Here is a 26,735-nt window from a genome sequence, read left to right on the forward strand (position 1 = left end):
GTCAGGAACTTCCAGCGCCAGAGCGTCCTTCCAGCGCGAGATGAGGGCTGCGAACATCCGGTCCGGTGCGCGGTTCCGGCATGATTCTAGAGACAGCTGCGAACCAGGGCCCGCCGCAGGATCTTGTCCTCCAGCGAGTAGTACAGCCAGATATCGTCCCCGATCACGAGGCAAGAGGCCGCGAAGGCGATATCTGTCGCATCGCGGCTCCTTGCCGGAGGCGGCATGATGAGCGGTTCGAGGCCGCGTCCGGTCACTTTGCCGAAGTCGGGGGAGAAACTGATCCAGCCGATCCGCCACCGGGCGTCCATCGTGGCGCCGTTGTAGAACATCACCGGGTCGCGCCCGTCCTGCTGAACGATCGGGCCGGTCGACAAGTGCCAGTTGTCCCAGCCCTCTTCACGGATCGAAAAGGGGTCCTCCACCACGGTCCACGGCCCCTCCACCGTCGGGCCGATCGCCATTCCGATCCGCGAGGCATTGTCCCTGGCATATTCGTAGAACAGCCTGAAGCAGCCGTCCGTCCCCTGCGCCAGGGTCGCTTCCTTGATATTGCCCTCGCCGCGCGGCGCCGTGAGCATGACTCGCTGCTCGTGAAGATCCGTGAGCGCCGGCCCTTTGGCCACCAGCAGCGAGCCTTGCTGACGTGCGGCGTCCACCCCGGTATAGAAAACGAGATAGGCGCCGTCCTCGCCCCGCACGACCGTCGGGTCCTCGCATCCACCAGCGTCATCAGGGTTGGGCCCCGGTATGATCGCCGGAGTTTCGCGCATCCGGAAATGCAATCCGTCATCGGAATCGCCGCCCCAGATGACGCCGGTAGGGTCGGCTGGACCCAGCGGGCTTGGCAGCACGCGGACGAGCATTCGATATGTCTCTCCTTCCGTCCAGACGAACGGGCTCATCAGATCGTAATGGGCGAGCCGCCCCTCAGGCCCTGCCACGTCGAGCGTCACATCCTCCAGCGCCTCCACCACATAAGCGACCATGGGCTCAGGCTCCCTGGGCGACGGTGAGCGACAGGGCTCCGTCGATCGTCACGGTCGTTCCGGTGATGTAATCGGCGGCGGGCGAGAGCAGGAACAGGATGAGATCGGCAACTTCTTCCGGCGTGCCGGCCCGGCCCCAGGGTATCGCGGCCTCCTTTCGCTGCAACTCCTCCGGGTGATCCAGCGCGCTCTGGTTCATCGGCGTCAGGATCATGCCGGGGGCAATGCCGTTTACCGCGATATGCTTCGGCGCCAGTTCGAGCGCGAGCGTGGCGGTCAATTGTGCCAGCCCGCCCTTGGCGGCGTCGTAATCCGCCCCGCCTGGACGCGGCGCGCGTTCATGGATCGAAGACACGTTGACGATCCGGCCCCCGCGTCCCGCATCTTCCAGAGCCCTCACCATCCGGCGGCAGCTCAGGAAAGGTCCGTAGAGATCGACGCGGACAAGCCGGTCGAATTGAGCCAGCGCCATGTCCCGCAGCATGACGCCGGACATGTTCAGACCGGCAGAGTTGATGAGGAGATCGACGGTACCGAACCGCTGTTCGGCCAGCGTGAAGACGTTCTCCACGGCCTGCTCGTCGCTGACATCCGCCTTTATCGCCGCTGCCTGGCCCCCGCCTTGGGCAATGGCGGAGACAACGGCATCGGCCGCTTCCGCATCTTCGAAGAAAGTCAGCACCACGGGAACGCCGCGTTTCCCCAGCTTCAGGGCGGCGGCACGGCCGATGCCGGATTCGCCGCCCGTCACGATTGCAACCGAGGTCTCTTCGAAGGGAATGCCGAGATGTGTCATGCAATCGGCAACACCTGAAAAGACCGGGAGTGCCGTCCCATGTCGAACAGCGCGCAAAAAGTAGCAACGGCGCCTGTCAGAACATCGCGCGCGCGCCGAAGACCGCCGAAACGCCCGAGACGCCCTCGCCCGCAGCACGCGCGAAATCGGCGGTCCCGCCCAGCTTGCGCTCCCAGTTCACGCCCACATAGGGTGCGAGGGAACGATTGCGCTCGTAGCGCAGCCGCAAGCCCAGTTCGAGCCTTTCAAAACCAGCGCCCACATTCAGTTCCGGCACGTCCTGGAAGGCGAAATCCACTTCGGCTTCGGGCTCGAGCACCAGCGACTGGGTGATCCGCTGGGTATAGCCCGCCTTGCCGCGCGCGTGGATGTCGCCTTTGTTCGAGACCAGCAGCTGGCCTTCCAGTTCGAACCAGTAAGGCGCCAGTCCCTCGATGCCGAGCAAGGCGTAAGTGCGCCGCGGATCGGGCCGGAAGTCCTGCCGCATGCCCAGTTGCAGATTGAACCACGGGTCCAGCGCATGACGCCAATAGGCGCCCAGTTCGATGCGCTCGGCCCGTTCGCCGAACAGACCTTCGCCCTCGCTGGCCAGCACCACGCGGTCGATATCGCCCCCGTACCAGGCCTGTCCTTCCCAACCGAAGCCGTCGCCGCCCTTGCCCGACCGCCATTCGAGCCGATCGACCTGAAGCGCGAATGTGCTGAACGTCATTTCCTTCACCATTGCCGCACGGGACACCGCCATGCGCGCAGGCGGGAAGAAGCGATCGGCGGGAAAATCGGCAGGCACCGGCGGCGGCGGAGCATCGCCCGGTTCGTCGGAGGCGTTGACTTTGGGCATGGCATGCGCGGCGTGATCCATTCCGTTCATGTCACCCGCGCTCATGTCCATCTGCGCATGATCCATGGAGCCATGATCGCTTCCGGCATGTCGTTCGGCCTGCGGTGCTGTCGCATCGGTTTCCTGCGCCTGCGCCTGCGCCTGCAGCGCCAGCATGGCACCGGGCAGCAACAGCGCGGCAAGGATCGGGAAGCGCCTCGTCATCAGGCTTCCTCCGCCCTGCGTACCGTCACGACGCGCATCATCCCGGCGTGCATGTGGAGCAGCATGTGGCAATGGAAGGCCCAGTCTCCCTCGCCGTCGGCCGTGAGGTCGAAGGAGACCTTGCCGCCGGGCAGCACGTTGACGGTATGCTTGCGCGCCCGGTGCCCTGGCTCTCCGCTGACGAGTTCGAAGAAATGGCCGTGCAGGTGGATAGGGTGCGGCATCATCGTGTCGTTGACCAGGTTGACGCGCACGCGTTCACCCAGACGGAACGGGATCGGCGCCGGGTTCTCCGACATCGCCTCGCCGTCCATGGACCACATGTAGCGCTCCATGTTTGCGTCGAGACGGTTTTTAGGTGCGACGATTGAGATTATTGTCTATTTTTAATAGTTTATGAAATTCGTGCAGAATCAACAGCGACGCCAAAAGAGAGCTGGGAGCCATATAGGAGCCACGCGGAAGAAAACCGAGGCGTGCTCTTGCGCAAAGGACTAAGGTACCTGCTGTTGGCGCTCATCGCTGCCTCAGGCGCTCCCGCAATCGTCAGCTCCGGGGAGATGGTTAAAACTCTTCTCGACCCTTGCCCATGAATTCCATGCCAAAAAAAGCGCGGGCATGAGTTTCGGGCTCGACTAGCCATCTGCTCGCCTGAACACACCAAAATCCTGATCCTGTCGTGCTCAAGGCATCAGAAAGGCGGCTTGGTGCACTCGAACGTATATTTCTCAAGTGGCTGTCCGGTGACAGCTTAGCGGTTCGTCCTGTTTCGCGGAAGAAAGCTCTTGAACTATGACGAAGCCAGCCAACGTGCATCTGACAAATTCTGAGGCCGCCGAGTATCTACGCCTTTCGCCGCGCACGCTTGAAAAGCTGCGGGTTGTCGGTGGCGGTCCACCCTTTCGGAAATTCGGGCGACGCGTCGTCTATACCTTCTCCGAACTTGAAGCATGGGCTAACAACCGATCATTTGACAATACAAGCCAAGTGCATTGACTCTTGAGTTCGCCTGGCGAAATCGGAAACTGCAAACGTGCCGGAACTTAGAAGCTCAAAGCGCGGGCAGGATTTGGCCGATCGCGACATTCGCTTACTGCCGTGATCTAGCCATCTTGGGCCGCAATGAGACGGGCCTCCCCAAAGACTACGGGTGAACCGTGCACAGGCAATGTCCCATTCGTGGTCCAGACTATCATAGTCTATGGGCCACTCGGAGAGCACTGATCACTGCGGCCAGCCCAGTCTCGAGAACGATAGCGTTCATGTGTGGTCCGCCTGAGAACGGATTACCCGGGTCATCGTCGATTGTGGTAATTACAGCTATGTTCTCATTCTCAGGCAAGGACGCTGCCGCAATAAAAGGTGGCAGCGTCCAACACGTCCAAGTCCGCTCCTTGTTAAGAGGTGGCCACGTCAAGCCTGGTTGCTCGCAGCCTCTTCCACCGCACGCTTCAGCATCTCCCCCGCATCAGCGGAAATGAATTGCACGGTCCTGTTTCCGGTAGCTGGATCGGTCTGATGGAAGCGGAACTCCTGTCCGCGAAGCGGGCCCGAAATGAGATCCGCGATCATGATCTCTCTCTGACGATTATCTGCATTCGCGAACGGTGCGATTAGATCAACGAGCCAAAGCTCCTCTCCGTCCTTCCACTCCTCAAGCGTAAGGCGGTTTTCCGGCTCGATCATGCCCAGTTCCAGTTTTCGAGCGCCAGCGGAAGAGCACCGTGCCCATAAGGCCAAGCCCACCGGCCGCTGCCCGTCCCGGAACATGTAAAACTGCTCGTGAACCAGCGCAGGCATCACCAGCCACTCCAGATCGGCAATCGCCAAGCCGCGGTGCAACGGCGATTGAGTGAGCAACCATGCCATTTCACCCAGGAAATGGCTAACCGTCATCGGAGCGGCGGTTCCCGGGTTTTCAGATGTCGTCATTTGCGTTTCTTTCTTTCAAATCGCGATCAGACAGCAGCGGCCGTCAGCATATCATAGGCGGCCCCCTGTTCGGTAATCTTGCCCGTCAGGGAACTTTCGGTGCCTGTGACCGCGAAGGTACTCATGGCCTGTGCCAGGCGAGCCGCAGCTTGTGCTGCATCATTTCGGGCAGATGACGGCTCGAAGGCAAACGACACGTTACCGATAGTCGCCGTCTGACCGTTATCCCTCGTGTATACGGCCGTCGTCAGTGGCAGGTTCTTTCCAAGCTTGGCTGCTTCCCCGACCGCCGTGGTGGCCAGAGCAATCTCCTTGATTCCTACCTCCGCAAGCGACTTAAGTTCGCCAACATCGCTTATGCCATTATGGTTGGCATCCTGCCAGACCTTGAGGTCGCCGAAGCGCGCATCGGTGGCATTGATCTTGCCATCTTTGTTAGCGTCAAGGACACCAAGGCCGTCCCATGCAGTCTTGGCATTCTCCTTTTCGGCGAGGAATGAGATTTCGGAAGCGTGGGTGATGGCACCATCGCCGTCCCGATCGATCACCAGCAGGCCGTCGCCGCCTGACACCCAGCCGGTATCATCCGGGGTGCCATCAGCGTCCATGTCGAAGCGGGCATGCGCCTTCGAACGCTGGCGCGCTTCGAGGCCATCACCGTCCAGATCCACGATGATCGCAGAAAGCATGCCAACCGTACCATTGCCGAACGAGACCATCGAAGCTGGTCCGATTAGACCGGCAGAAGCCGAGATCGCGCCTTCCGCCTGACGTGGTATCAGCCGAACCCCATCCGAGCCACCCGCAAGACGATAACGCTTGGCCTTGCCTTCCCATGAACTGGCCTGGAATGTCGGATCAACCAGGGCAGACAGGGGCTTGAAAGCGAGCCCGACATCGAGGAGCGTACCCGAACCACCATTATCGAGCGCGTAAGTCGACCGATTGTAGGTGATGTTCTGCCCAGCGATGACGGTCTCTCCAGTTGCCACACCCTTGAGGGTGATCGAGGTCATCCCTGCTTCAGCCAAGCTGAGCAGTTCGCCGGCATCGGTCACACCGTTGCTGTTCCGATCGAACCAGAGCTTGAACTCGACGAAACGGGTGTCGTTGGCATCTAGCAGGCCGTTGACATCCGTATCGAATGCCGCAAGCCCTTCCAGATCGGTCTTGGCGCCTTGCAGGTCCTGCACGAACGAGATTTCGCCGATGTTGTCGATTACACCGTTACCGTTGCGATCGAGCGCCAGGAATGCGTCGCCGGAAGCAATCCATCCGGTGCTGTCGGCTACACCGTCCTTGTTCATATCGAATTTGGTCGCGCTGTCGGCGAGCGAGATTAGAGAACTCCCGTCACCGTCGAAGTCGAAGACGATCGGCGGTGCTACGTGCGGCACGGCGGGTTCCACAACATCCTGAACCGCTGCCCCGTCGGGGTTTTCATTTTCAACGAGTACAGTTGGCTCGTAGGCTAGACTTACGTCGGCGATTGAAAGCACTCGCCCATCAAGCGTGAGATAGTCGGACGTTGCGGTCACGACGTTCTCAATCCCGTCGGGAGCAGAGCCGGTAACTTCCATCGTGAGGGTTATCTGCTTGATACCTGCCCCACCCAACGTGAAAAGCTCGCTCTTGTCGCTTATTCCATCCTGATTAATGTCGCGCCACACGCGGAATTGTTCAAAGTCATCGTCGCCTGCGTCAAGTAAACCGTTCCCGTTGCTATCGAATGCCCGCAGGCCTTCGAGATCGGTCAATGCTCCTGGAGCATCTCCGATAAAGCTTATCTCACCGATATCATCGATCACGCCATTGCCGTTTCTGTCTAAGGCAAGGAAGCCATCATCGGATGCGACCCATCCAGTGAGATCACGCACCCCATCACTGTCCATATCGAAATGGACATCCGAGTCAGAGAAGGGCAAGAGCTCGACGCCATCGCCATCAAGATCAAGGACGATCGGCGGTACGCTAGACCCGGACCTGATGAACTTTATCTTGAATGGCGTACTGCTAGTTACTCCTGTGGGATCGCTGATGTTCAGCGTGAACGTTACGTCGACGGTTGCTGAGCGTTTTGGGCCATTGAAAGCTAAGCCCCCGGTCCACGTGGATGCGTTAAATACATAGGATCCCGGTACGGTGAAATTCATCCTTCCTGAGGCATCGATGTCGATGATTGGGAATCCGGTAGCGCTAAAGCTACCACCCACACTAGAATTATACTCCGAGTAGCTGTAGTTTGTAATGCTATAGCCAAAACTACCAGCAGCGCCTTCGGGATCCGCTGGCCGTAGCTGAATAATTTTTGAGCCGTTGTTACTACCACTACCGTTTGTTTGAGGAAGGACCCAGTATTCACTTTTGGAGATCGATACTACCTTGCCTGCTAAAGGATAAATTGCGCTCGAGGTGAATGTCGGCGCTTCATTCACGTTATTTACAGAAGCGGTAAATGACGCAGAAGACCAATACTGCCCATCTGTAGCAACTACAGTCATGGGCTGATTGACCTGACCTGGGCTCAAGGTTTCATAGTCGACTGTACCATTCGTAGGTTGCAGAATACCCTCGCGTGATAGGGTCCATATTCCCGAAGTCGAACTGCCATCGGCGAATGTCCACGTGAAATTCCGCCTGCCTTCAGGATCGCGCAGCATCAAATCGTTCAAATTTTTTGGCGCCGCGACGTATCCAGGTACTGTCGTTTCATCAACAGACACATTGGTTGGTTCCAACCAATGCTGCTCATTCACATCCCCAATTTGAATCCAATAATTGGCGCGGGTTTCCGTATAGCCGGGATTTCCAAGATTATCTCGTGCGGCGATAACATAATTACGGCCTGACTCCGGCGCCTCGTAGTTCAGAGCTGAATTCACCCGAATCTCGCCAGTCACATGATCAATCGCATACCGCCCATCCCACGTGTAAGCAGAGTAGTTTGTGCCATCCCAGAACCAGTACCGCTGCTGGCCGAATGCCCGCGCCATGGTGTCGGGATCGCTGGCAGTAACGCCGGCAAAGACTGTGTTGATACCGGTGTTTTCGTTCACAGTGAAGGAGCCTCCGCCCAGCCAGTTTTGCTCGTTCCGATCCTCGATATAAACCGAATAACTGAACGGAGAGGACTCCATTCCCGAAGCATCTCGCGCGACGAGCGTAAGCGTCGCGACCCTAATCTCATTGATACCGTTTCCATTGGTATCATAATAGAAATCAGCATCGGAACCGAACTGGCCTTTGTAGGCGCGCAGCCAGTCAGCTGTGAAATTAACTCCGGGTGAAAAACCAATGTGATTGTTGGAGAAGGTCTGGAACCAACCGTTCTGATTCCCGCCTACAATGTAAAGTTGTGGCGCTACACCGTCGGGATCAGCCATCGTGAAGCGCGCAATGAGGTTGCCGGAATGACCCGCGTCCGTGCTCAGCGTTTCAGAGAAAACGTTCGATGCCTCGACAACCAAGTCGTTCGGCCGCTCGTTCACATCTGAAATAAACACCTGCACGAGCGTCGGCGTCGAAACCGCACCGTTGCTGTCAACAGCCTCGACATAAACGTTCGCAATATGCGCATCGAGGCGCCCATCCTGACTCCAGTCATAGATGCCGTAGCCAACCGCCCGCATGTATTCAAAATCGAAGGAGAAGCCTGCGTTTAAACGGATCTGGTTCCCAACGATTGTGAACCAGTTTCCAGGATTTCCGTCCGCAGAGAATCGCAGTGTCGGCGTCGTACCATCCGGATCACTCAGAGCCAGGGTGGCAACGGTTTTCCCGCCTGCGGCAGGATTGGAGCCGAGTCCGCTTTCATCGAAGAATGACCAAACCGTCGCCCCACCACCGGGCGCATTCGGCGTCTCGTTGACGTTCTCCACAGGGACGACAATCTGTTTGTCAAAGTAAGTCCCTGAAGCATCGAACACCCGCACTATGATCGTATTCGCTGCGTCCCGGTTACCGGCTTCATAGTCTATGTTCGCACCGCCGTTGGCAACGAGCAGACGGCTCGTATTTGCCGGGTCGAGGACATAGCGACCGCCGGCGTTGTTGAGGAGCTGGAAGCTGGTTGGCGCCCCCATCCCTTCCGACATATCGGGATCGGTCGCGCTCAGCGTTCCCACAAAAGTGCCATTTGCGGAATTCTCAGCCACCAAGCCTGAAAGAATGATGTTGCTTGGCGTACCATTCACGACGACGGTCATGTTCGACCACGCGGAGGTGCGGACCGACACTCCATCCTTGGTTTGCACAGCGAAGCTGAGCGCTGCATTCTCGTAGCGCCCGGCGGGCACCCACATGCCCAGCCCGCTCAGTTCCGCCGACTTCAGACGCCACCAACCGGATGCAGGCTCAAATACCCCGACTGCCGCTCCAGTAGCATTCACTAAGGTGTATCCGTTAGGAAGTCCTTTAATGAGGACATCCGCAACTTCAGAGCCATCTGTGTCCGGGGTAATTGCTCCCACAAAGATTGCGATACTGGACCCGGCATTGCCGCCAGCACTCGCGAGAGTGGTAAAGCTGCCGGTATCAGCAGTGGGAGCGATCGTGAGCGCGATACCGCCTGCGTCGAGCGCAGATCGCGTGGTTCCACGAATGGTCGCCTGCAATTGAAGAGGCAGTACACCATTCGGCAACAGATGCGTACTCGCGTTCGGCGCTAGCGTAAGCGTGATCGTGCGATTGCCCGCGGCATCAGGCGAACCATAATTCACCGCAGTCACATAATTTGTGAGCACGGCGCCATTCGTCGTGGTCAATACAAGATCGATGCTGCTGGCTGGGATGACAACGCCCAACCCCTGATCGTCGTCGAACCAGGCACGAACGGAGAAGCTGATCGTTGATGAGGCATTGTCCAATGCCTCCGTGCCGCTGATCGAAACCGTGTTGCTGATTTTCGGAGCACTTAGCCGCCCCCAGTACTCCTCCATGCCGTTATTGAAAGCGACGTTCGATGCCTTGAGAGCCGCCAACTGCGCCTGGGTCGTTGGCCGATTGGCCGCAGGCACCCCAGCCATGAGCGCCACGAGCGCATCCACATTGACCGGCAATGCGGCACGATCACTGCCATCGGAGATCAGATCGATCTTGAAATAGTTTTCCGGAAGGGATCGGTCGGGGAGCGTGAACCAATTCTCGACGGTTATACTTCCTTCCGATCCGGAAGCCCCAAGCAACATCAAACGGAGATGATTACCGGTAGTGCTAACCGCTTCCGCATCATCGACACGGTCGAACCAGACATCGGTGTAGAGCACCGAACTATCGAGAGCGAGGTGATCGAAGTTCTCACCAGAGGCATCGAAATTGCGGATGCGGTCGTTGCCTTGGTTGCGGCCCACGAAATAGGTATCGTTGTCGGCGCCGCCAATCAGGATATCGTTACCGGCGCCGCCATCGAGGTAGTCATCACCCGCCTCGGCATCGAGCGTATCATCACCGTCGCCGCCGAGTAGATAATCGTTGCCTGCACCGCCCTTGATAAGATCGTTGCCTGCCCCGCCTCGCAGCACGTCACTTCCGGCTGAACCGATCAAGGTGTCGCCGTAATTCGATCCTTCGACGAGTTCGATGCCCGTCAGGGTGTCTCCCTGGGCATGTCCGCCAACGCCCGTCCCCAATGCAAGGTTGACCGTGACCGCTGCGCCGGAATTGGAATAGCTTACCCCGTCAAAGCCGTTCCCGCCGATCAGCTGATCGGCGCCATCGCCGCCGTCAAGATAGTCATCGCCTTCACCGCCATCGAGGATGTCCTTGCCGGCCCCACCAATGAGACCTGCTGAGCTAAAGCCGCGCCATGCGTCCACTCCGCTGGCACGGACGCCTTCACTACCGAGACCGCCAGAGAGCGTATCGTTTCCATTACCGCCGTCGAGGACGTCATTTCCATCGTCGCCAACCAGACTGTCATCGCCGGCATCGCCGAAGAGACGGTCATCATCAGCGCCGCCCAGCAAGGTATCATTGCCGTCGCCGCCATAAAGTGTGTCGTTACCGTCACCGCCTTCGAGCTGATCGTTTCCTGCAAGGCCAGATAGGGTGTCATTACCAGCAAGCCCGCGCAAGATATCGCGATTCTGCTGCCCCGTCAGCGTATCTGCGGCGGCCGTGCCGTCTCGAACATCATCCACATTCTGGATGGTGAAGGTGAAGGCTTGATCGAAGGAAAGCGGTGCCGACGATTTGTCCGTCGCACGGAGCGTCAACGTGATGGAGGCCCCATCCGTTTCGTAGTCGAGGCTCTGGTTGGCAAGCAGGACAAGTTGGTTGCTTGCGTTGACCCCAAAGCGGGTGCTGACCGTCGATGAGCCATTTTCGTACACGGCGTAGCTCTGCTGGCCGCTCAGTTGACTGAGAAGATCCGGATCGATCGTGCTCAGTGTACCCAGGATCACAGCAGAGCGAATGGTCCCTGCAGCAACCCTGTCACGCTCGGTAATGGAATTCGCTGCAGACGAGAGGGAGATAGCAGTTTGACGCTGATTTACATCCTCAACCTTAACCGTGAACGTCACCGCCGCAGACGACAGCGAGCCATCCGAAGCGTAGACTTTACCGGACAGGGTAACTTCGCCGAGGCCGTCACCGTCGCTATCGGTGACCGTATACCCGGCATTCACCAGCGTTTCAAAATCGGGTTCAACCGCGAACTGCACGTCAGTGTCCGAAACCTTGAACCATCCGCCTGGATTTCCAGTTGCGTCGGCTACGAACACAATCGAGGGATTGGGCGCACCGTCCGGGTCGCTGGTCGTGAAGCGGGCGATTGTTGCGGAGACATTTGATGCGGTCGATCCGGCGACAAATTCGCTCACCACGCCGACCGCCGACGTCAGGACGGGAACGTTTGGCGCCTCGTTCACATTGCCGACTGTTACCGTGAAAATTGCCTCGGACCACGCTCCAAGAATGTCCGTCGCCCGAACCCGAATCGTGTGTGAGGCATTGAGTTCACGGTCGAGCAACGTCGCATTGAGAACTCGTAGCTCGCCATTGGAAGCAACGACGAAACGGCCCCCGGCATCGTCTGTGAGCGTGTATGCGACAGGATCACCCTCGATATCAATCGAGGTAAACTTGCCAATCAGGCTGTTGTTCGCGGTCGAACTTCCCGGAGCGCTCTCAGCAATAACCAGCGCCTCGCCACCGACAACAGCGAGGGCACGTGGTGCATCGTTGACCGGCGTAATATTGACGGAAACCGGAATGCTGACCGACTGGCCATCGGCATCGGTGGCGATGATCACGAACGAGTCGCTGCCATTCGCATCGGCATTGGGAGTATACGTGAGTGCGCCGGTGGCGGGATCCAGATTGCTAATCGTGCCCTTGGAAGGCCCCTTCGTCGAGTCAATTGCGTACTTCACGACATTCTGGTCATGATCGACCACGCCGTAGTTGCCATCGATAGTAATGGCGTTGTCCTCAGCGAGAACGACCGACCTCGCCTGCGTCGGACCGGTTGGAGCGGCCTTGCCACCGGCGTGCCAGTACGTCGCCAGTTTTCCTGCCACGTCGGCATTCATTGCAACAGGCGTGACGCCCGGCGCCGCACCGCTGGCAACCGTCATCGCGTTGATGAGATTGAGGGTGTCCGGATGATCCAGGAAAATTGCATGTGTCGTGGTCTGGATCGAATGTACCCGGCCTTGCGAACTTGTCGCGAAGAATGCGGTCACGGTGATGCTCGCGTCGGAACCGATCACCGCAATTCGCAGATCGTTCCCGACTCGGGTCATCCAGATCTGATTGTAAGCAACGGTTTCATCGAAGCTGATGACGTTTGAGCCGCTGATATCCGTTAGGGTGTCGGCACTAGCATAGCGATCAAAAACATACGTATCGTCGCCATTGAAGCCTTGCAGAGAATCATTGCCCAGGCCTCCTTCGATTATGTCATTGCCCTCACCGCCGAACAGTGTGTCAGCACCTTCGCCGCCGATCAACGTATCGTTGCCGTCACCACCTTCAAGATAATCCGAGCCGGCACCGCCGGTCAGCGTATCATTTCCGGTGTCGCCGAAGAGCATGTCGGCATCGTCGCCACCATCGATGACGTCATTGCCATCTCCACCATAAGCGTAGTCCCGGCCAACACCCCCGGAGATCGAGTCGTCGCCTTCCCCCCCGTAGAGATTGTCGTTGCCGTCATCGCCACTCAGCACATCGGCACCTGCGCCACCGTAAAGGGTGTCGTTTCCGGCGAGGCCAAACAGCTTGTTGTCCCCCGCGTCGCCCGTGATCGTATCATTGTACGCAGAGCCCACGACATTCTCGATACCAATCAGCGTATCGCCAAACGCCTCGGATTCCGAGGCACCTCCCTGCGTCCCTGTCAGGTTGAGGTCAACGGTGACGGCGACCGAAGAGCGCACGTAACGAGCGGTGTCTCCAGCAGCGGCAGAAGCCGAGCTTTGGCTGTTAGCGCCACCATCAAGGACATCGGCACCCATTCCCCCTTCGAGGGTATCGTCGCCATCACCGCCTCGAAGCGTATCATCGCCAAGGTATCCGACGAGGACATCGTTGCCCCCGCCGCCGCTGAGGCTGTCGTTGAAAACCCCATAACGACCGACGATTAGATCATCCGTAGCGCCTCCTGCTGTAGTTGCGTCACTGGTGGCTGACAGGATGCTTGCCAGCGAGGCGGAAAACCCGTCGGCAAACTTCAGGGTTTCTACAGCGCTGTTAGAAGATCGCTGGCCCTTGATCGTTACCTGCGAAGTCGCAAGGCCTCCGATGCTGATGACAAGGTCATCACCATTCCAGGCAAAGCTCAAGTCGGTGAGACTGATGTTGGGACCAAACTCGAGTTCGTCGTCACCACCATTGAATAACGGATCGAAGCGCTGACGCGTTACCTGCTGGCCATTGGTGCGTACGAAGCCTCCCAGCCAGCCCGCCTGCACGTAGGCTGTCGGTGCCGGGACGGCTGGGCTTGTTCCCGCAGCATAGAGGTAGGTGGCATTGTCGTAGACGAGCGATCCATCAGAGGCCTGGATCTGCAACCGCCAATAATGCTTCCCTGAAGCGGCATCGATCGAGCCTGTATCAGCCCATAACTTGACGGAGAATCCTGCACCAAGAGCCCCAGAGGCTGTGACAGCCTCCTCGACGGTGAAAACACCTTCTGTGATGACGTCAGCACCGTCGCCTGTATTCCAGACGTAAGTGTCGTCCCCAGAATTGCCGGAAAGCTGATCATTGCCCTTCCCGCCGGTCAGTTCGTTCTCGCCGTCGTCACCGCCGATGATGTCGGCGCCTGCACCGCCGATCACGTTTTCGATCGAGTAAAACTCGTCGCCAGCAGCATCGCCTGCGTTCGTGGCGGAAGCAGAAAGCTGCACGCGCACTGCCGCCGAGCTTGAAGCATAGCTCGCAGCATCCAGGCCAGAACCACCGATCAGCACGTCCTTTCCGGCGCCGCCATCGAGAATATCGTCGCCGGTACCGCCGTAGAGGACATCATCCCCGGCTTCGCCTTTCAGAGTATCGAAGCCGCTGTTTCCTGCCAGGATGTCGTTACCCGAACCGCCGGCAATCACGTCGTCGCCAGACGCACCCGTGATCCAGTCCGCAATCGAGCTGCCGGCAAGCGGTGCACCTCCAGTACCATCGGCAAGATCGGTCCCTGCGATGAGGTTCATCTTGGACGGATCGATGTCGAGAATGCCGGTCTGATAGAACGCCAGCTTCTCGATGCTTCCGGGCACGAGATACCAGTCCTTGATCGTGATGCTGTCCAGCACACCTGATGTGTCTGCAACCTCATCACCGTCCTTGCTGATGACAAGAACGAGATCGTTACCGCCTGCCGGGCGCTGCAGGATCACGTCCTGGATATTGATCCCTGGCGCGAACTCGATCGTGTCGGTGCCGGCGTCAGCGGTTATCGTCGGAGCGTCGACAGGCGGCGCGAAGACCTTCAAGGTGTTCGTCGCGCTATCGAAGTCAAAACGACCGACCCACTCGAACTCGGGGGCGGAAGTGGTGCCGACATTCTGCCGCAAAACGATCCCACCGGGTCCAGTCACCTCTCCGGTCATGGCGTTGAAGCTGAAACCTGCTGCCTCGTTCCAGGCATTGTTTTGCCAAACGACCTGCCACGAATTGATCAGCTCATCGAACATCATGTCGCGGCCATCGCCGCGGGAATACTTGAATGTGTCGTCGCCGGCGCCGCCGATAACAATGTCGCCGTCGCCGGTACCTCCCGAAAGGATATCGTTATCCGCACCGCCGTAGAGGTCGTCGGCACCGCCGTCGCCCGTTATGGCGTCGGCTCCTGCGCCGCCGATGAGTTGATCATTGCCCAGGCCGCCGATCAGCAAATCCTGGCCGATATCGCCAGCCACCATGTCGTTGCCGGTTCCGCCGTTACCGATGTCATCGCCGGCAAGCAGGAAGATCTTGTCATCGCCCGCGTCACCCGCGGCGAAATCATTTCCGGCCGTGCCGATCAGGACATCATTGCCCGCGCCGCCAATGATGAAGCTCGTCGTATCGCCGATGCGGATCTCATTGCCATCCGCAAACTTCAGCCATTCGACACGTTTGAAGGGATTGGAGAACCAGTCCTTGACCGTAATGACAGTGCTCGTCGCACGCTCGACCCCGCCCACTGTTTCCATGAGAATGACCAGCAGATCGTTCCCTGGTACGCCGCTCGATCCCGAACGCTGCAGGCGAATATCACCAATTCCGATGCCCGCTCCAAACACGATGGCGTCCTCGCCGCCGTCGATAGTTCCGGAGGTGACACCCGCCGATGTACCTACCCAATCCGGACGCAGCGCGCCCAAAAGGCCCGGATTCGTTTTCCATTTCTCGATTGCGCTAATGCGCTGCGCGATCGAATCGGCGTTCGTTGCCGTTAATGGCGTTTCTATGCTGGCTTCATCGATCACATCGGCGCCATCGCCGCGGCGCACCACATATTGATCAGATCCGGTGCCGCCCTGAAGGCTATCGCCGTCTCCCGCGCCGCCAACAAGGATGTCGTCGCCCGCACCGCCAAGCAGAGTATCGGTTCCCTCTCCGCCTTCAAGCCAGTCAGAACCCTCACGGCCACGGAGATTATCGTTGCCTGCACCGCCGTTCAGGTAGTTCCCGTCGCCACCGAGTGATCCTGCTGTAGGCGAGCCTGCATCCAGCGTATCGTTGCCGTCACCGCCCAGCAACCAGTCATCCAAACGGCCACCATATATGACGTCGTTGCCGCTGCCACCGAGTACTGTGTCGCCGCGGTCGGAGGCGTAAACGATATCGTTGCCGGCACCGGCGTCGACGATCGCTGCGACGTCGATCTCCTGCCTGGCGCCAGAGAACGATACGCCGTTAACCCTTAACCCAACGTTGGTCACGCCGTTTGTCGCTTCAAGCGCGTGTACGCTCATACGGATCGTATCGCCGCCGTCGGTGCCCGTAATCACCGTCTGCCCTGCGATGTCGATTGTATCTCCCGCTACATAGTCCCCGACCTTTATTGAACGGCTGATCCGATCGTATCCCGAATCATAATCGAGGCCGAAATCAACCTGATCTGCCCTGGCCTCCGCTTCTTTGAGGAGGAAGGCGTAGCCCCCGAACCAATCACTGGCTGCGCGCGATGTTAGTCCTAGCTCGACAGCACGAGACAGTACCACCATTGTCTCCGAGGCAAAACCGGTATCGGTTCCATTATTGAGCAACTGGCCGACCACGCCAATGCTCGCAACTACGTTCCCATATTGGCGAGCAGTTTCTAGATTACCGAGGAGGATGTTCGCGTCGAATACATCGCCATCGAATTGACTGGAGGATATGCTGTTGTAGAGCGCTCGCTTAACGTAGACGTCTCCGCCCGCGATCTGGAAATCTTTGTCCGTGATCGCGTGAAAAACCCCGTAGGCAATAAGTTTTGCCCCGCCGTCTTTACCGGAGAACCGGGCTGTGATTGTTGTTTCCCCCGCTCCCGGACGATAGACGTAATCCTTCTTGCGCATACCGTAATTTCCGGCCTGCACCGCTTCCGCGTTTAATAGCTGCCCGCCGGTGGCGGCAATGATGCCGTTGAGGGTTTCGGCTGCGGAAGAAGTCAGACTTCTGGCAGCGTCCTTCGAGCCACCCTTTCTAGAATAGACATTAGCCACATCGAACCGATTGGTTTGTTCGTTCCAGGCTACATCTGCGCCGGATACCGGCGTTCCACCAAAGATTGAGCCGATAAGGCCGCCTGCGATAAAGCCTACGAATGCCCCGATTGCAGCACCGACCGGCCCCCCCAGGACGCCTCCGATCTTTAGCAACTCACCCGCCGCTATGACGCCTAAGCTCGAACCGATAGCCGATCCTATCTGGCCGCCGAGCGTATCGAACGAGACGATTTTGGATGCGATTGTTGCTCCGAGAAAGGAGCCCACGGCATTGCCGAGCAACGCGATGTTGCTGACGCCAGCGAACGGATTGGCAACGTTGCTGACGATATTGCTTAGGATTTGATTGATTACGGCACCGCCCGCTGTGTTGGCGAGTTCGCCAGCGAAACCGTCAACGCCAAGAGACCGCACCAACTCAGCGGTCAGGAAGGACGATACCGCGCCGATGCCAGCGGCGCGCAGGTTGCTCATAAACTCTGCGCCTAGCGTCTGGAAAGCGTCATCAAGCGCGTGATCGACGGATTGGCGACCACTGATGCCATCAAGAAAGTCGCCGAAATTGTCGCCGAGTGTCTTCAACGTCGACGAGGTAACTATCCCGGCGAGTCTGTTGCTGCCAGCTAACCGATAGCCGAGTTGGCTGCCCAACGCGGAGACGGCATCTGAGAATTCGATGCCGATAGGATTACCGTTGATCCGAATATCGGTGGCTACCGCTTGACCCCCGGCTTGATACATCGTCTCGACACTGACGCCTGCGCTGCCGTTTCGACGGCTGAGGCCATCTTGGACCGTGCTGGATAATATGTTACCTAAACGATCGCGCGTGACCGTAGCTGTCCGACCCAGGCGATCCGAAAGCGCAAACCTATCGCCTACTAGGATGGTATGAAGATTTCCCGGCAGACGTAGCCCGGTCGCAAAATCGATTTCTGGATCGAATTGTATTGGTGCGAGCGCTGATCCTGCCGCCTCACCGACGCCGGTGTAATCTGCGGGCAACGTCACTGACGTACTGAAATGCCCCGGAGATGTCTGCGTGACAGTGATTGTGCGGATAGCTCCGGAAGGCTCGACAACCTTGAAGGTCCCTGCCGCACCAATTCGATCACCGACAGCAGTAAGAAATTGCGAAAAAGATATAGCGCTGTTGATTCCAAGTTGCGCAGGATCTATCTTTAGCGCGATGTTGCTAGAATTTGCTAGCATCGACGCGAATACGCTTGCGGCATAGGCGACATTGTGTGAACTGAGGTTGGTTGTCTTTGCTTGGTTCGATTTATTGAGATTCGCCGCCGCACGGAAATTGGCGTCGTCCATCGCCACGACGCCGCCTGAGATACGGATGCTAGGATCAATGATGAGCGCCCCGGAGGCATCCTTCGAGAGAAGGTAGGAGCTGTATTCGGGAGCCGCTGCAATGAGCGCGATCTGCTTGGGTCCGAATTGCTCGCCATGTTGAGCGAGCTCCGTTATCAGACGGTTAAACGATATAAGGTTCGCCCGGCCCTCATCGTACATCAGTTGACCGATTATACTGTTCACCTGAGCGGTGACGTCGATCACAGTCGCATGGGCTGCAGTCTGAGTGCGGATCAAAGTGAACGCGGTGTTGTAGAGCGTGACGAGCTTTTGTGCTGCCTGCTCCTGATATTGTGCATGCTCGACTTCATGTCCGACAACGAAGCGTTGCGTTTCAGCGCCAAAGCTGAGGATCGTTAGATCAGAGAAGGTGATGGTGCCGCCACCGGCTAGGCGAGTGCCAATTGTCCTTAGAACTGCCTTTTCGTTGCCTTGAATGCCGTAAAGTCCGCTTGCGAAGTTATCCCTCGCTCCGGTCGATACTTGAACAGTTTCAACCTTCCGGATGCGCTTGCTTGCCACCGCGTCACTAAACACACTACCAAGTTGTTGATTTGTTGCGATGTTATTTACAAATGCGTCGAATTTGGTGCCAGCATTCGAGTCACTCGTGTTGGCAGCAACGAACTTTGCGCGCGCGTTGGTGAACAAGGCGCGGGCTGCAGGAGACAGGTAATCCGACATATTGATTAATCCTTTACCGCGATCAAAATCCGCGCTGTACAGCGGCGAGGCCCGTTGAATTCCACATGGACGACAAGATTGGGCGCCTCGATCTCCATTGATAGGAAGTCGAGCATGAGCGGATCGACCATCGGATTAGTCGGACCGGGAACCGATTGCGGGCGGACGGATCTGGCGACATTCCAACCAGTTGTCTCAGCCAAAAGGTCGAGGGTCGCGGCACAATCCAGATAATAGCCTCGAGACAGGTCATCTTGCCCGGGGCGAATCTCATCAAACGTACCGTTGGGCCAAGCCGCGCAGTATCGTGCAATGGCGTCAGCAGGACGGATGGCGTGAGCAATCGCCGAATTGCACCCGATTTTCTCTGAGCGCTCCTCTGCGGGGATTTGCTGGTCTGCCAATATCCTGGAGACGAGTTGCTCAAACCGATAGGATGATTGCCGCAGAGTATCGATTTGTCGGGTTGCTGGTACCGCATGGGATTGCGAATTCTGGTGATCTTCAGTTGCATTTGGCGTTACGTCGATTCGCATTGGGTTAGGCTGGCTCCCCGGGGCATAAGGCGAATACAACCACGCTGAACGCGGTCGCTGCCCTGGCGGATTTGCCGTACAGGCCGTTACGCACAGCCCGACCGACAGAATATGCAATGCGACTTGCATCTTCCGCCCAGGCCTTACTGTTCCTCGTTTTCCTAGCCCCGTTTTTTTCATTTTTCTCGTGCCGCCTGCGCAATATTTGATTGTAAAGGACTAAGGAAATAGCTGACGATCGGTCGGGTCCCGATGCGAATATCCACGGTCGCCGCCAGACCCGAGCTTAGTGGGTGTCGCCTTCCATCGGCTTTAATATCCGCCCGGTCGAGTATGATGGTTGCAACATAAACAGGTCCGATTTCTTTATCTTGCACAGCGTCGCGACTGACAGACCTGACCCGGCCGGGGACTGTGCCATAGCGTGTAAACGGATATGCCTCGAGCTTCACCGCAGCTTGCTGGCCCGCGTGAACAAAGCCCACATCTTTGTTGAGAATCCTCGCCTCGACCTCGATCCCACCTCGGATCGGGACGACTGCCATCAAGGGCTTTGCGGCTTCCACCACGCCCCCAACGGTATGTACGTCTAGCTGTTGCACAGTGCCGTCTACCGGCGAAACGAGACGCTGAAACCGGCTCATCTGCCGTGCCTTTGTCACTTCCTCACGTCGCAAGATGGCATCTGCCTCTGCCTTAGCGAGATCCGTCAGCGCAGTGCGACGAGCCTGTTCCCGCGCCTCACGGCTCTGCTGCTCAAGCTTTGTAGCTTCGGCAAGACCCCGGCTGATTTGGGTCCTCGCAACATCACGATCACCCGCTTCCTGACGCCGTTGTCTCTCCAGTTCCAGAAGCCGTTGGCCCGGCGCATAGCCCTTTTCATCAAGCCGGTTCATCCGCTCGATCTGCCGGTCGAGGATGGGAACGGTATCGGAAAGTCTGGCTACCTGTGCCCGCGCAGACTCCGCATCTGAAAGGGCCGAGCGGCGGGCAGAAGACAGACTGGCCGTAGTAGCATCAATTTCCGCCAGTTGCGCTGCGATCAAACGGCGCTGTGTCTCGGCAATCTCCGGCGAAGTTCCCGGCGGTGCTACAAAGTGAAGCCCCTTACCTGAAAGGGCATCGGCAATGGCCCGATTGCGAGCAATGTCGAGCTCGACCGATGCCAGCGCCTTCTTGGCCTGGGCAAGGTCTGCCCCGGTGAGCGTCGGGTCAAGGTCAAGCAACGCCTGGCCCTTATGCACCACGTCACCGTTGCGGACATAGATCGCCCTTACCACGCCCTGCCCCGGCGACTGAACGAGCTTGGTGTTCCCGGTCGGTATGAGGCTTCCCGGGGCCGAGGCCACAACATCGACCCGCCCGAACACCGTCCAAGCAATGGTGATCGCGAGACCGACGAGCAGGACCCAGGCCGTGAGCCGCGCAGTCGGCGACACCGGGCGCTCCGCCACCTCAAGCGCCGCCGGCAGAAAATCCGCTTCCCGCGTCGGCACGAAATTCTTCGCCCGCTCCTTCTCGGCCCGCAGCGCCTCGCGTAGAACCTCCCAATGATGGCCCCATGCGCTCATGCGACGATCCCTCCACTTTGACGGCGGTGCAGGTCGGCATAGCGACCATTCACACGCAGAAGTTCTTCGTGGTTGCCGCGCTCGACGATGCGGCCTGCTTCAAGGGCGATCAGCGTATCGCACTGCCGGACGGCAGAGAGGCGGTGGGCAATGATGATTACGGTACGTCCTGCCGCCATGGCCTTGAGGTTGCGCTGAATGATCTCCTCGCTCTCGGCGTCGAGGGCACTGGTTGCCTCGTCGAGAATGAGGATGCGCGGCTGATTAACCAGGGCTCGTGCAATCGCGAGACGCTGCCGCTGTCCTCCAGACAAGTTAGTGCCGCGCTCTTCGACGAGCGTGTCGTAACCTTGCGGCATCCTGACGATGAACTCGTGCGCACCGGCAAGCTCAGCCGCGGCCATGACCTTTTCGATCGGCATGGCCGGATTGGAGAGCGCGATATTCTCCCGAATCGTCCGGCTGAACAGAAGGTTTTCCTGAAGCACGACACCGATCTGGCGCCGCAGCCAGGCCGGATCGATTTGGGCAATATCGACCCCGTCGATCGTCACCCGGCCGGCGGCCGGCACGTAGAGCCGCTGGAGCAGCTTGGTGAGCGTGGATTTGCCCGAACCGGATGAACCCACAATCCCAAGCGTGGAGCCCGCAGGAACGATCAGATCGATATCATCGAGCGTCCAAGGTCCATCCAGGCCATAGCGGAACTTGACGCCCTCGAAGGCAACGGCACCTTTGAGCTGGGGTAGCGCGACGCGGCTACCCGTTCCGGGCTCGACGGGCTGGTTCAGGACGTCGCCGAGGCGCTCGATGGCGATACGGACCTGCTGGAAGTCCTGCCAGAGCTGGGCCATGCGGATGACCGGTCCTGACACCCGCTGCACGAACATGTTGAAGGCGACGAGAGCGCCAACCGTCAAGTCCTTGTCGATCACTGCCCGCGCGCCGAAGTACAAGATCAGCACCATGTTGATCTTGGAGATCAGCTGGATCAGCTGGCTGCCGGTGTTCCCGAGATTGATCACCTTCTGCGAGGCGAAGCTGTAGCCGGCAAGCTGACGCTCCCAGCGATCCTGCCACTGTGGTTCGACGGCCCCGGCCTTCACGGTCTGTATGCCGCCGATGCTCTCGATAAGGAGGGCATTGTTTGCTGCCGAGCGCTCGAACTTCTCCTCGATCCGCGCGCGCAGCGGCCCCGTGATGAACACGGCGACGGCAATGTAGCAGGGAATGGTCAGAACGGTGATGAGGAACAGCTGGGTCGAATAGAACCACATCACGATCAGGAAGATGACCGTGAAGATTGGATCGATGAGGACCGTCAGCGAGGCGTTGGTGAGAAACTCGCGGATCGTCTCCAGCTGACGCACGCGCATTGCGATGTCGCCTACACGCCTCGCTTCGAAATACGACAGGTTGAGCCCGAGGAGGTGCCGGAACAACTTCGCCCCGAGCTCGACATCGATCTTCTGGCTTGTCTCGGAATAGAGGCGGGTGCGCAGCCACCCGAAGGCGGTTTCCCAGACCGACACGACGCCGAACCCGATCACGAGGATGGTCAGCGTATCGAGGGTGTTGTGGACGAGCACCTTGTCGATGACGTTTTGGAAGAAAAGCGGTGAGGCGAGTCCGAGCAGGTTGATACCGAGCGTGACCAGCAAGACCTCTCCGATCAGGCGGCGGTACTTGACGATCTGGGGAATGAACCAGCTCACGTCGAAGGCCCGGCTGACACCGCCTACGCCTTCGCGGGTCGTGAGGAGCAGAAGTTCGCCAGACCACATGGCCTCCAGCGCATCCCGGTCGATCTTCATGATCTGAGGCTGCACGCCGTCCACCGCATGGCACGGTGGCTGGATGAGCACTTCATCTTCCGCGGCGCGGGCAATCACAAACCACCCCGCAGGACCGTTGGCGAGCGCTGGAAGCGGCATTTGCCGAAGCTTGTCGAAGGTGGTGCGCAGTGACTTGGCCCGGACCTCATCCTGCCGCTTGGCGAGCCGCTTCAGATCGTCGGCATCGATGGCGCGATCATGGCCCAGGCCATGGCGCAGCTGCTGCGGATCCATCGCGATCCGATGAAGAGCGAGGACGGTCGCGAATGCGAAAAGGCCGCTGTCATCGCGAAGACGCGTCGCATCTGCCAATTCAGGATTATGCATATCATTCATCGGTTGGTCCCCGCTGAAAGGGGCAGGTCAGTCGTCGCAGGGCTACCCGTGGCGAGAGGACGCTCGCGGGCGAAAGTCGGAGGTGCAAGGACGGATTCGGGGGCCGCGCTGTCCGGTACCGAAAGGGTCTGGGGTTTGCCGCCCGGAGCGGCGATGCTGTCGATGGCGCGCACGGCTGCCCCCCATGGGCCGCCACTGCGGCTTTCAGCTTTGCGGGTATAGACAGCGGGATCATAGGTCGCGGCGCCTTGGACCAGACGCCCCGCCTCGAGCTGCCCGAGTTGGCGAAGCAGGTACGCCTGAGCGACGTAGCTGTCGCGTTCGCTCGTCAATACGGCGATCTCCGTCTCGCGCAGGCTATTCTGGGCATAGAGCACGTCGAAGGTCGAACGCAGGCCCTCGCGGTATTCTTCGAACGTACCCTCGTAGTAGATCCGCGCGGCGTTCAACTGGACATTTTGGGTGGCAACGTTGCGCTCGGCTGTGATCCACTGATTCCAGGCATTGATGATCGTCTGCGCGACCTGCCGGCGTATTGCTACGATACGCAGGCGATCGGCGCTTTCGCGGTTTTGGGCCTGAGCAACCATCGAGCGGATCCGCCCCCCGGCGATCAGCGGGATGGTCAGTGTGGTGCGCCCGGTGAAGGTCACGTCCTGGTCGCGGCGGTATAATGGCACGGCCTCACCGTTCGTACCGGCCACACCCTGCAGCGACAGATTTGGGCGACCTTCGGCTTTGGCGGCTGCGATCTGCGCCTGCGATGCCCTGTCCTGAGCGATGGCTTGCCGAAGGTCCGGATTGGCGTCTTCCGCGCGCGTAAAAGCGTCATCAATGGTCCGCGGTAACCCGGGTAGCGCCGGAGGCTGCGCGAGTATGCCCGGCCCGCGCCCGACGATCGTCGCGAACGTCGCGCGACTGGACTCAAGTTCGGCAAGTGCCCCGTCGAGCTGGACCTGAGCCGCCTGAAGCTGGGTTTCTGCTTGGGCGATATCGGTTCGTGTAAGTTCACCCGCCTCACGTCTTGCCGCGACTTCGTCGAGCATTCTCGTGAGGACCTCGACGTTGGTCCTGCGGATAGCGACGACCCGGTTGTTTCGGCGGACATCGCTATAAGCGGCAATCAGGTTGACGAGCATGTCGCCCTCGTCGCCGCGCAGGGCTTCGCGCCCCGCATCGATACTGGCGCGAGCGGCGGCGACGGCGCTGCTGATCCTGCCGCCGGCATAGAGCGGTTGCTCGGCAATCAGACTGGACGCGAGGCTGTTACGCTCGATGTTGCGATCGTTGAGCCGGTCGACGAGCGGCCGCGAAGCCTGCGTCGTGCGCCCCGGCAGCGTCAGATCATATTGCCCAGAAACCTGTAGATCGAAGGTGGGCCGCGCGCGAGCCAGAGCGAGGCCAAGTTCGTCATCGGTTGCGCGCAGATCGTAGCGGGCAGCAGCAAGCGAAGGATTTGAGACATAAGCCTGCACGATGGCCGCCGCGAGACTGTCGTTAGGTTCCTGGTCACCCGTCGCCATGGCGTCAGTCGTTACAGGCAAGTTGGATCCCGCAAAAGCGATGGACGCGCGCTTTGCTGCCCCGGAAGCCGCATGGGGCCCCTGGAATGGCACGAGCAGAACTGTGGCAAACGCAAGTTTGCCGTACAAACGGAGATACATGGTCATGAGGACTGCCCATTCGCCAAGCCGAGCAAACCACAATAGGGTTGCTCAGGCACGTGGTCGCATCTGCCTGAGCATGGGTGACGCGCTTTTCGAAAGCACGACGTCAGCGGCTAATTAGCCGTCGAGAATGCGCTGACGGCCGATCCGCCGCTCACGAAACGGCGCGAGCACAGCGTTGCGATGACAGTTCGCGATATTCATAAAGCCCCCTCATACCCCAATTGATCAGCGCTGGCATATTCCATGGCCGGGTTCAATCGCAATGTGACGAATTGTTGCATCTGTTACGAAGGCTGGCAGAAATTTAATCGGGCAGCACCTCTTCAACTGTAAGGTCGGAAAAAATACCATCGTTGGAGCGATTGATCGCAAAGCCTCAGACGGCCCACGCCCTAAATTCAAAGGACATCGACCTGTCCCTCGCTGATTCAAGCCAAAAAACGCCGACATAGCGGTCATAGCCCACCTCATCTCAGCTCCCTGATAGCTGCCCTAGGTTCACTCAGTTAGGCGTGACCCTGAACGATTTGGTGGGATACTTAACTGCCGTTCCAGCCAAAGGTCCTGAGAGGCCATTTTCGGCGATTCCGGACGTTTACTTTGGGGGAGGCTCATTGATGGACGATGACGCGGTTTCGGCCTTGTTGTTTGGCAGCGTAAAGAACGCAATCAGCTCTCTCAATGGCATGATCGATGGCCATCCGGTCTCTTGATGCCATGGATACACCGAAACTTGCCGTAAAACTCAGATCGATCCCGTTCGACACCCATCGCTCGGTGGCGAAGGTTGAGCGAGCACGATCCGCTGTTGCCGCGGCTTCTTGAAGGGTCATTCCTGAGATCAGGATCATGAATTCCTCGCCTCCAACACGAGCAACGCAATCGTCTGACCCGACAGCGGTTGTGAGCACCGTCGCAAAGCGTTTTATCACCGCGTCACCAAAGGAATGACCGAAGCGGTCGTTGATCGTTTTGAAATGATCGATGTCGGCCAGGATGACAACTGTAGGCCCGGTATGGAAGCGCTTTGCCTGACGAGATTCCAGAAGCGCGTTCAGACCCCGACGGTTTAGCACGTTGGTCATCGGGTCGGTGTGCGCCTCGATGCGGTGCCGCTCGATAGTATCCTCTGCAGCCACGAGCATGACGCAAAATGTCAGAACGATGCTGCCGATCACGCCGGTGTACTGGATCATATTTCCCCAAGGCGATGTACGCCATGCCCCCACTGCGTGGCCTACTGGCGATGCAGCGAGGAAAGTCGCGCATTGGCTGGTCAAGAGGAATGCCAGGAGTAAGAACAGCGCGGCCAGGATCCGATCAGGCCTCGACTTTGCGGAACGCGCGAATGGCCATGCGGACGCCCAAAGGACAACAGCACAGCAAGCCTCAACGGACAGCGTTTCAAGGCGAACACTCTTGAAACCTACCAGCGACACCGTCACGGCGACCGCCGAAAAGACCATTACAGACGTTTCGAAGAGCAAGCTGCCTTGAATATCGAGGCGTCGCCTTAGCGCTCGGCAAGCCAACAGAATGCTGAGCAGAATGAGACTGTCTTCAAGGACTTGCTTGTAAGGCGTGAAGCGCTCTGTCTCGATCAGCATAATGCTGAAGCCCATCGAGAGCGACAGCAGAGCATAGCCCCATCGCCCAGTGGAGAAGCCCAATAATCTGATTGCCGCAAACGCCATGCCGCAAAGCAGGATGGTGATGGGGGCGATCCAGTTCAGGACGGTAACAGGCATGGCTCGATAGATTTCCGACCGTATTCCTGGCGATGTATCGGCAGGCGGAAGTGTCAACGCCGGTATAAAATGGGGCCAGGCACCGGTT

At 58.7% G+C, this 26,735-nt stretch carries 11 protein-coding genes and 1 pseudogene; 1 reads left to right on the forward strand and 11 read right to left on the reverse strand.

Features of this window, described 5'->3' with window-relative positions; all coding sequences use genetic code 11:
* Positions 1 to 86 precede the first annotated feature (86 nt).
* The 4 genes and pseudogenes from ACZ1J6_RS06125 to ACZ1J6_RS06140 form a co-directional block, all read right to left on the reverse strand.
* Positions 87 to 989, reverse strand: a complete 903-nt coding sequence (locus tag ACZ1J6_RS06125; RefSeq protein ID WP_431567074.1) for a glycoside hydrolase family protein — start codon at positions 987 to 989, stop codon at positions 87 to 89.
* Positions 990 to 993: 4 nt separating this feature from the next.
* Positions 994 to 1,785 carry an SDR family NAD(P)-dependent oxidoreductase gene (locus tag ACZ1J6_RS06130; RefSeq protein WP_431567073.1) on the reverse strand — a complete coding sequence of 264 codons (792 nt, stop codon included), beginning with the start codon at positions 1,783 to 1,785 and terminating at the stop codon, positions 994 to 996.
* Between the two features lie 76 nt (positions 1,786 to 1,861).
* Positions 1,862 to 2,830, reverse strand: coding sequence for a copper resistance protein B (locus ACZ1J6_RS06135; protein WP_431567072.1), 969 nt, complete (start codon positions 2,828 to 2,830; stop codon positions 1,862 to 1,864).
* A pseudogene (locus ACZ1J6_RS06140) lies at positions 2,830 to 3,177 on the reverse strand (multicopper oxidase domain-containing protein); the annotation flags it as partial. The gene ACZ1J6_RS06135 and the pseudogene ACZ1J6_RS06140, both read right to left, overlap by 1 nt.
* Positions 3,178 to 3,622: 445 nt before the next feature.
* On the opposite strand from ACZ1J6_RS06140, the gene ACZ1J6_RS06145 reads away from it, so the two are divergent.
* Complete coding sequence (locus ACZ1J6_RS06145) at positions 3,623 to 3,826, forward strand: helix-turn-helix transcriptional regulator (protein WP_465127086.1); 204 nt, start codon at positions 3,623 to 3,625, stop codon at positions 3,824 to 3,826.
* Between the two features lie 417 nt (positions 3,827 to 4,243).
* Here the strand turns inward: ACZ1J6_RS06145 and ACZ1J6_RS06150 are convergent, their stop codons facing one another.
* From ACZ1J6_RS06150 to ACZ1J6_RS06180, 7 genes are all read right to left on the reverse strand, one after another.
* Positions 4,244 to 4,762, reverse strand: coding sequence for a toxin-activating lysine-acyltransferase (locus ACZ1J6_RS06150; RefSeq protein WP_465127087.1), 519 nt, complete (start codon positions 4,760 to 4,762; stop codon positions 4,244 to 4,246).
* 26 nt (positions 4,763 to 4,788) lie between these two features.
* The gene (locus ACZ1J6_RS06155; protein ID WP_465127088.1) at positions 4,789 to 18,951 is read right to left on the reverse strand and encodes an Ig-like domain-containing protein; all 14,163 of its coding nucleotides are present in this window, start codon (positions 18,949 to 18,951) and stop codon (positions 4,789 to 4,791) included.
* A 5-nt stretch (positions 18,952 to 18,956) separates the two neighbouring features.
* A complete protein-coding gene (locus ACZ1J6_RS06160; protein WP_465127089.1) occupies positions 18,957 to 19,487 on the reverse strand; it encodes a hypothetical protein in 531 nt (176 codons plus the stop codon).
* A gap of 176 nt (positions 19,488 to 19,663) precedes the next feature.
* Positions 19,664 to 21,058, reverse strand: coding sequence for an HlyD family type I secretion periplasmic adaptor subunit (locus ACZ1J6_RS06165; RefSeq protein ID WP_465127090.1), 1,395 nt, complete (start codon positions 21,056 to 21,058; stop codon positions 19,664 to 19,666).
* On the reverse strand, positions 21,055 to 23,229 hold the full coding sequence (locus ACZ1J6_RS06170; protein ID WP_465127091.1) for a type I secretion system permease/ATPase: 2,175 nt from the start codon (positions 23,227 to 23,229) through the stop codon (positions 21,055 to 21,057). The genes ACZ1J6_RS06165 and ACZ1J6_RS06170 overlap by 4 nt, the downstream gene beginning before the upstream one ends.
* The gene (locus tag ACZ1J6_RS06175; RefSeq protein ID WP_465127092.1) at positions 23,226 to 24,899 is read right to left on the reverse strand and encodes a TolC family protein; all 1,674 of its coding nucleotides are present in this window, start codon (positions 24,897 to 24,899) and stop codon (positions 23,226 to 23,228) included. The genes ACZ1J6_RS06170 and ACZ1J6_RS06175 overlap by 4 nt, the downstream gene beginning before the upstream one ends.
* A gap of 611 nt (positions 24,900 to 25,510) precedes the next feature.
* The gene (locus tag ACZ1J6_RS06180) at positions 25,511 to 26,647 is read right to left on the reverse strand and encodes a GGDEF domain-containing protein (protein WP_465127093.1); all 1,137 of its coding nucleotides are present in this window, start codon (positions 26,645 to 26,647) and stop codon (positions 25,511 to 25,513) included.
* Positions 26,648 to 26,735: the final 88 nt, after the last annotated feature.

The sequence above is a fragment of the Novosphingobium sp. BL-S-21 genome (assembly GCF_055521655.1).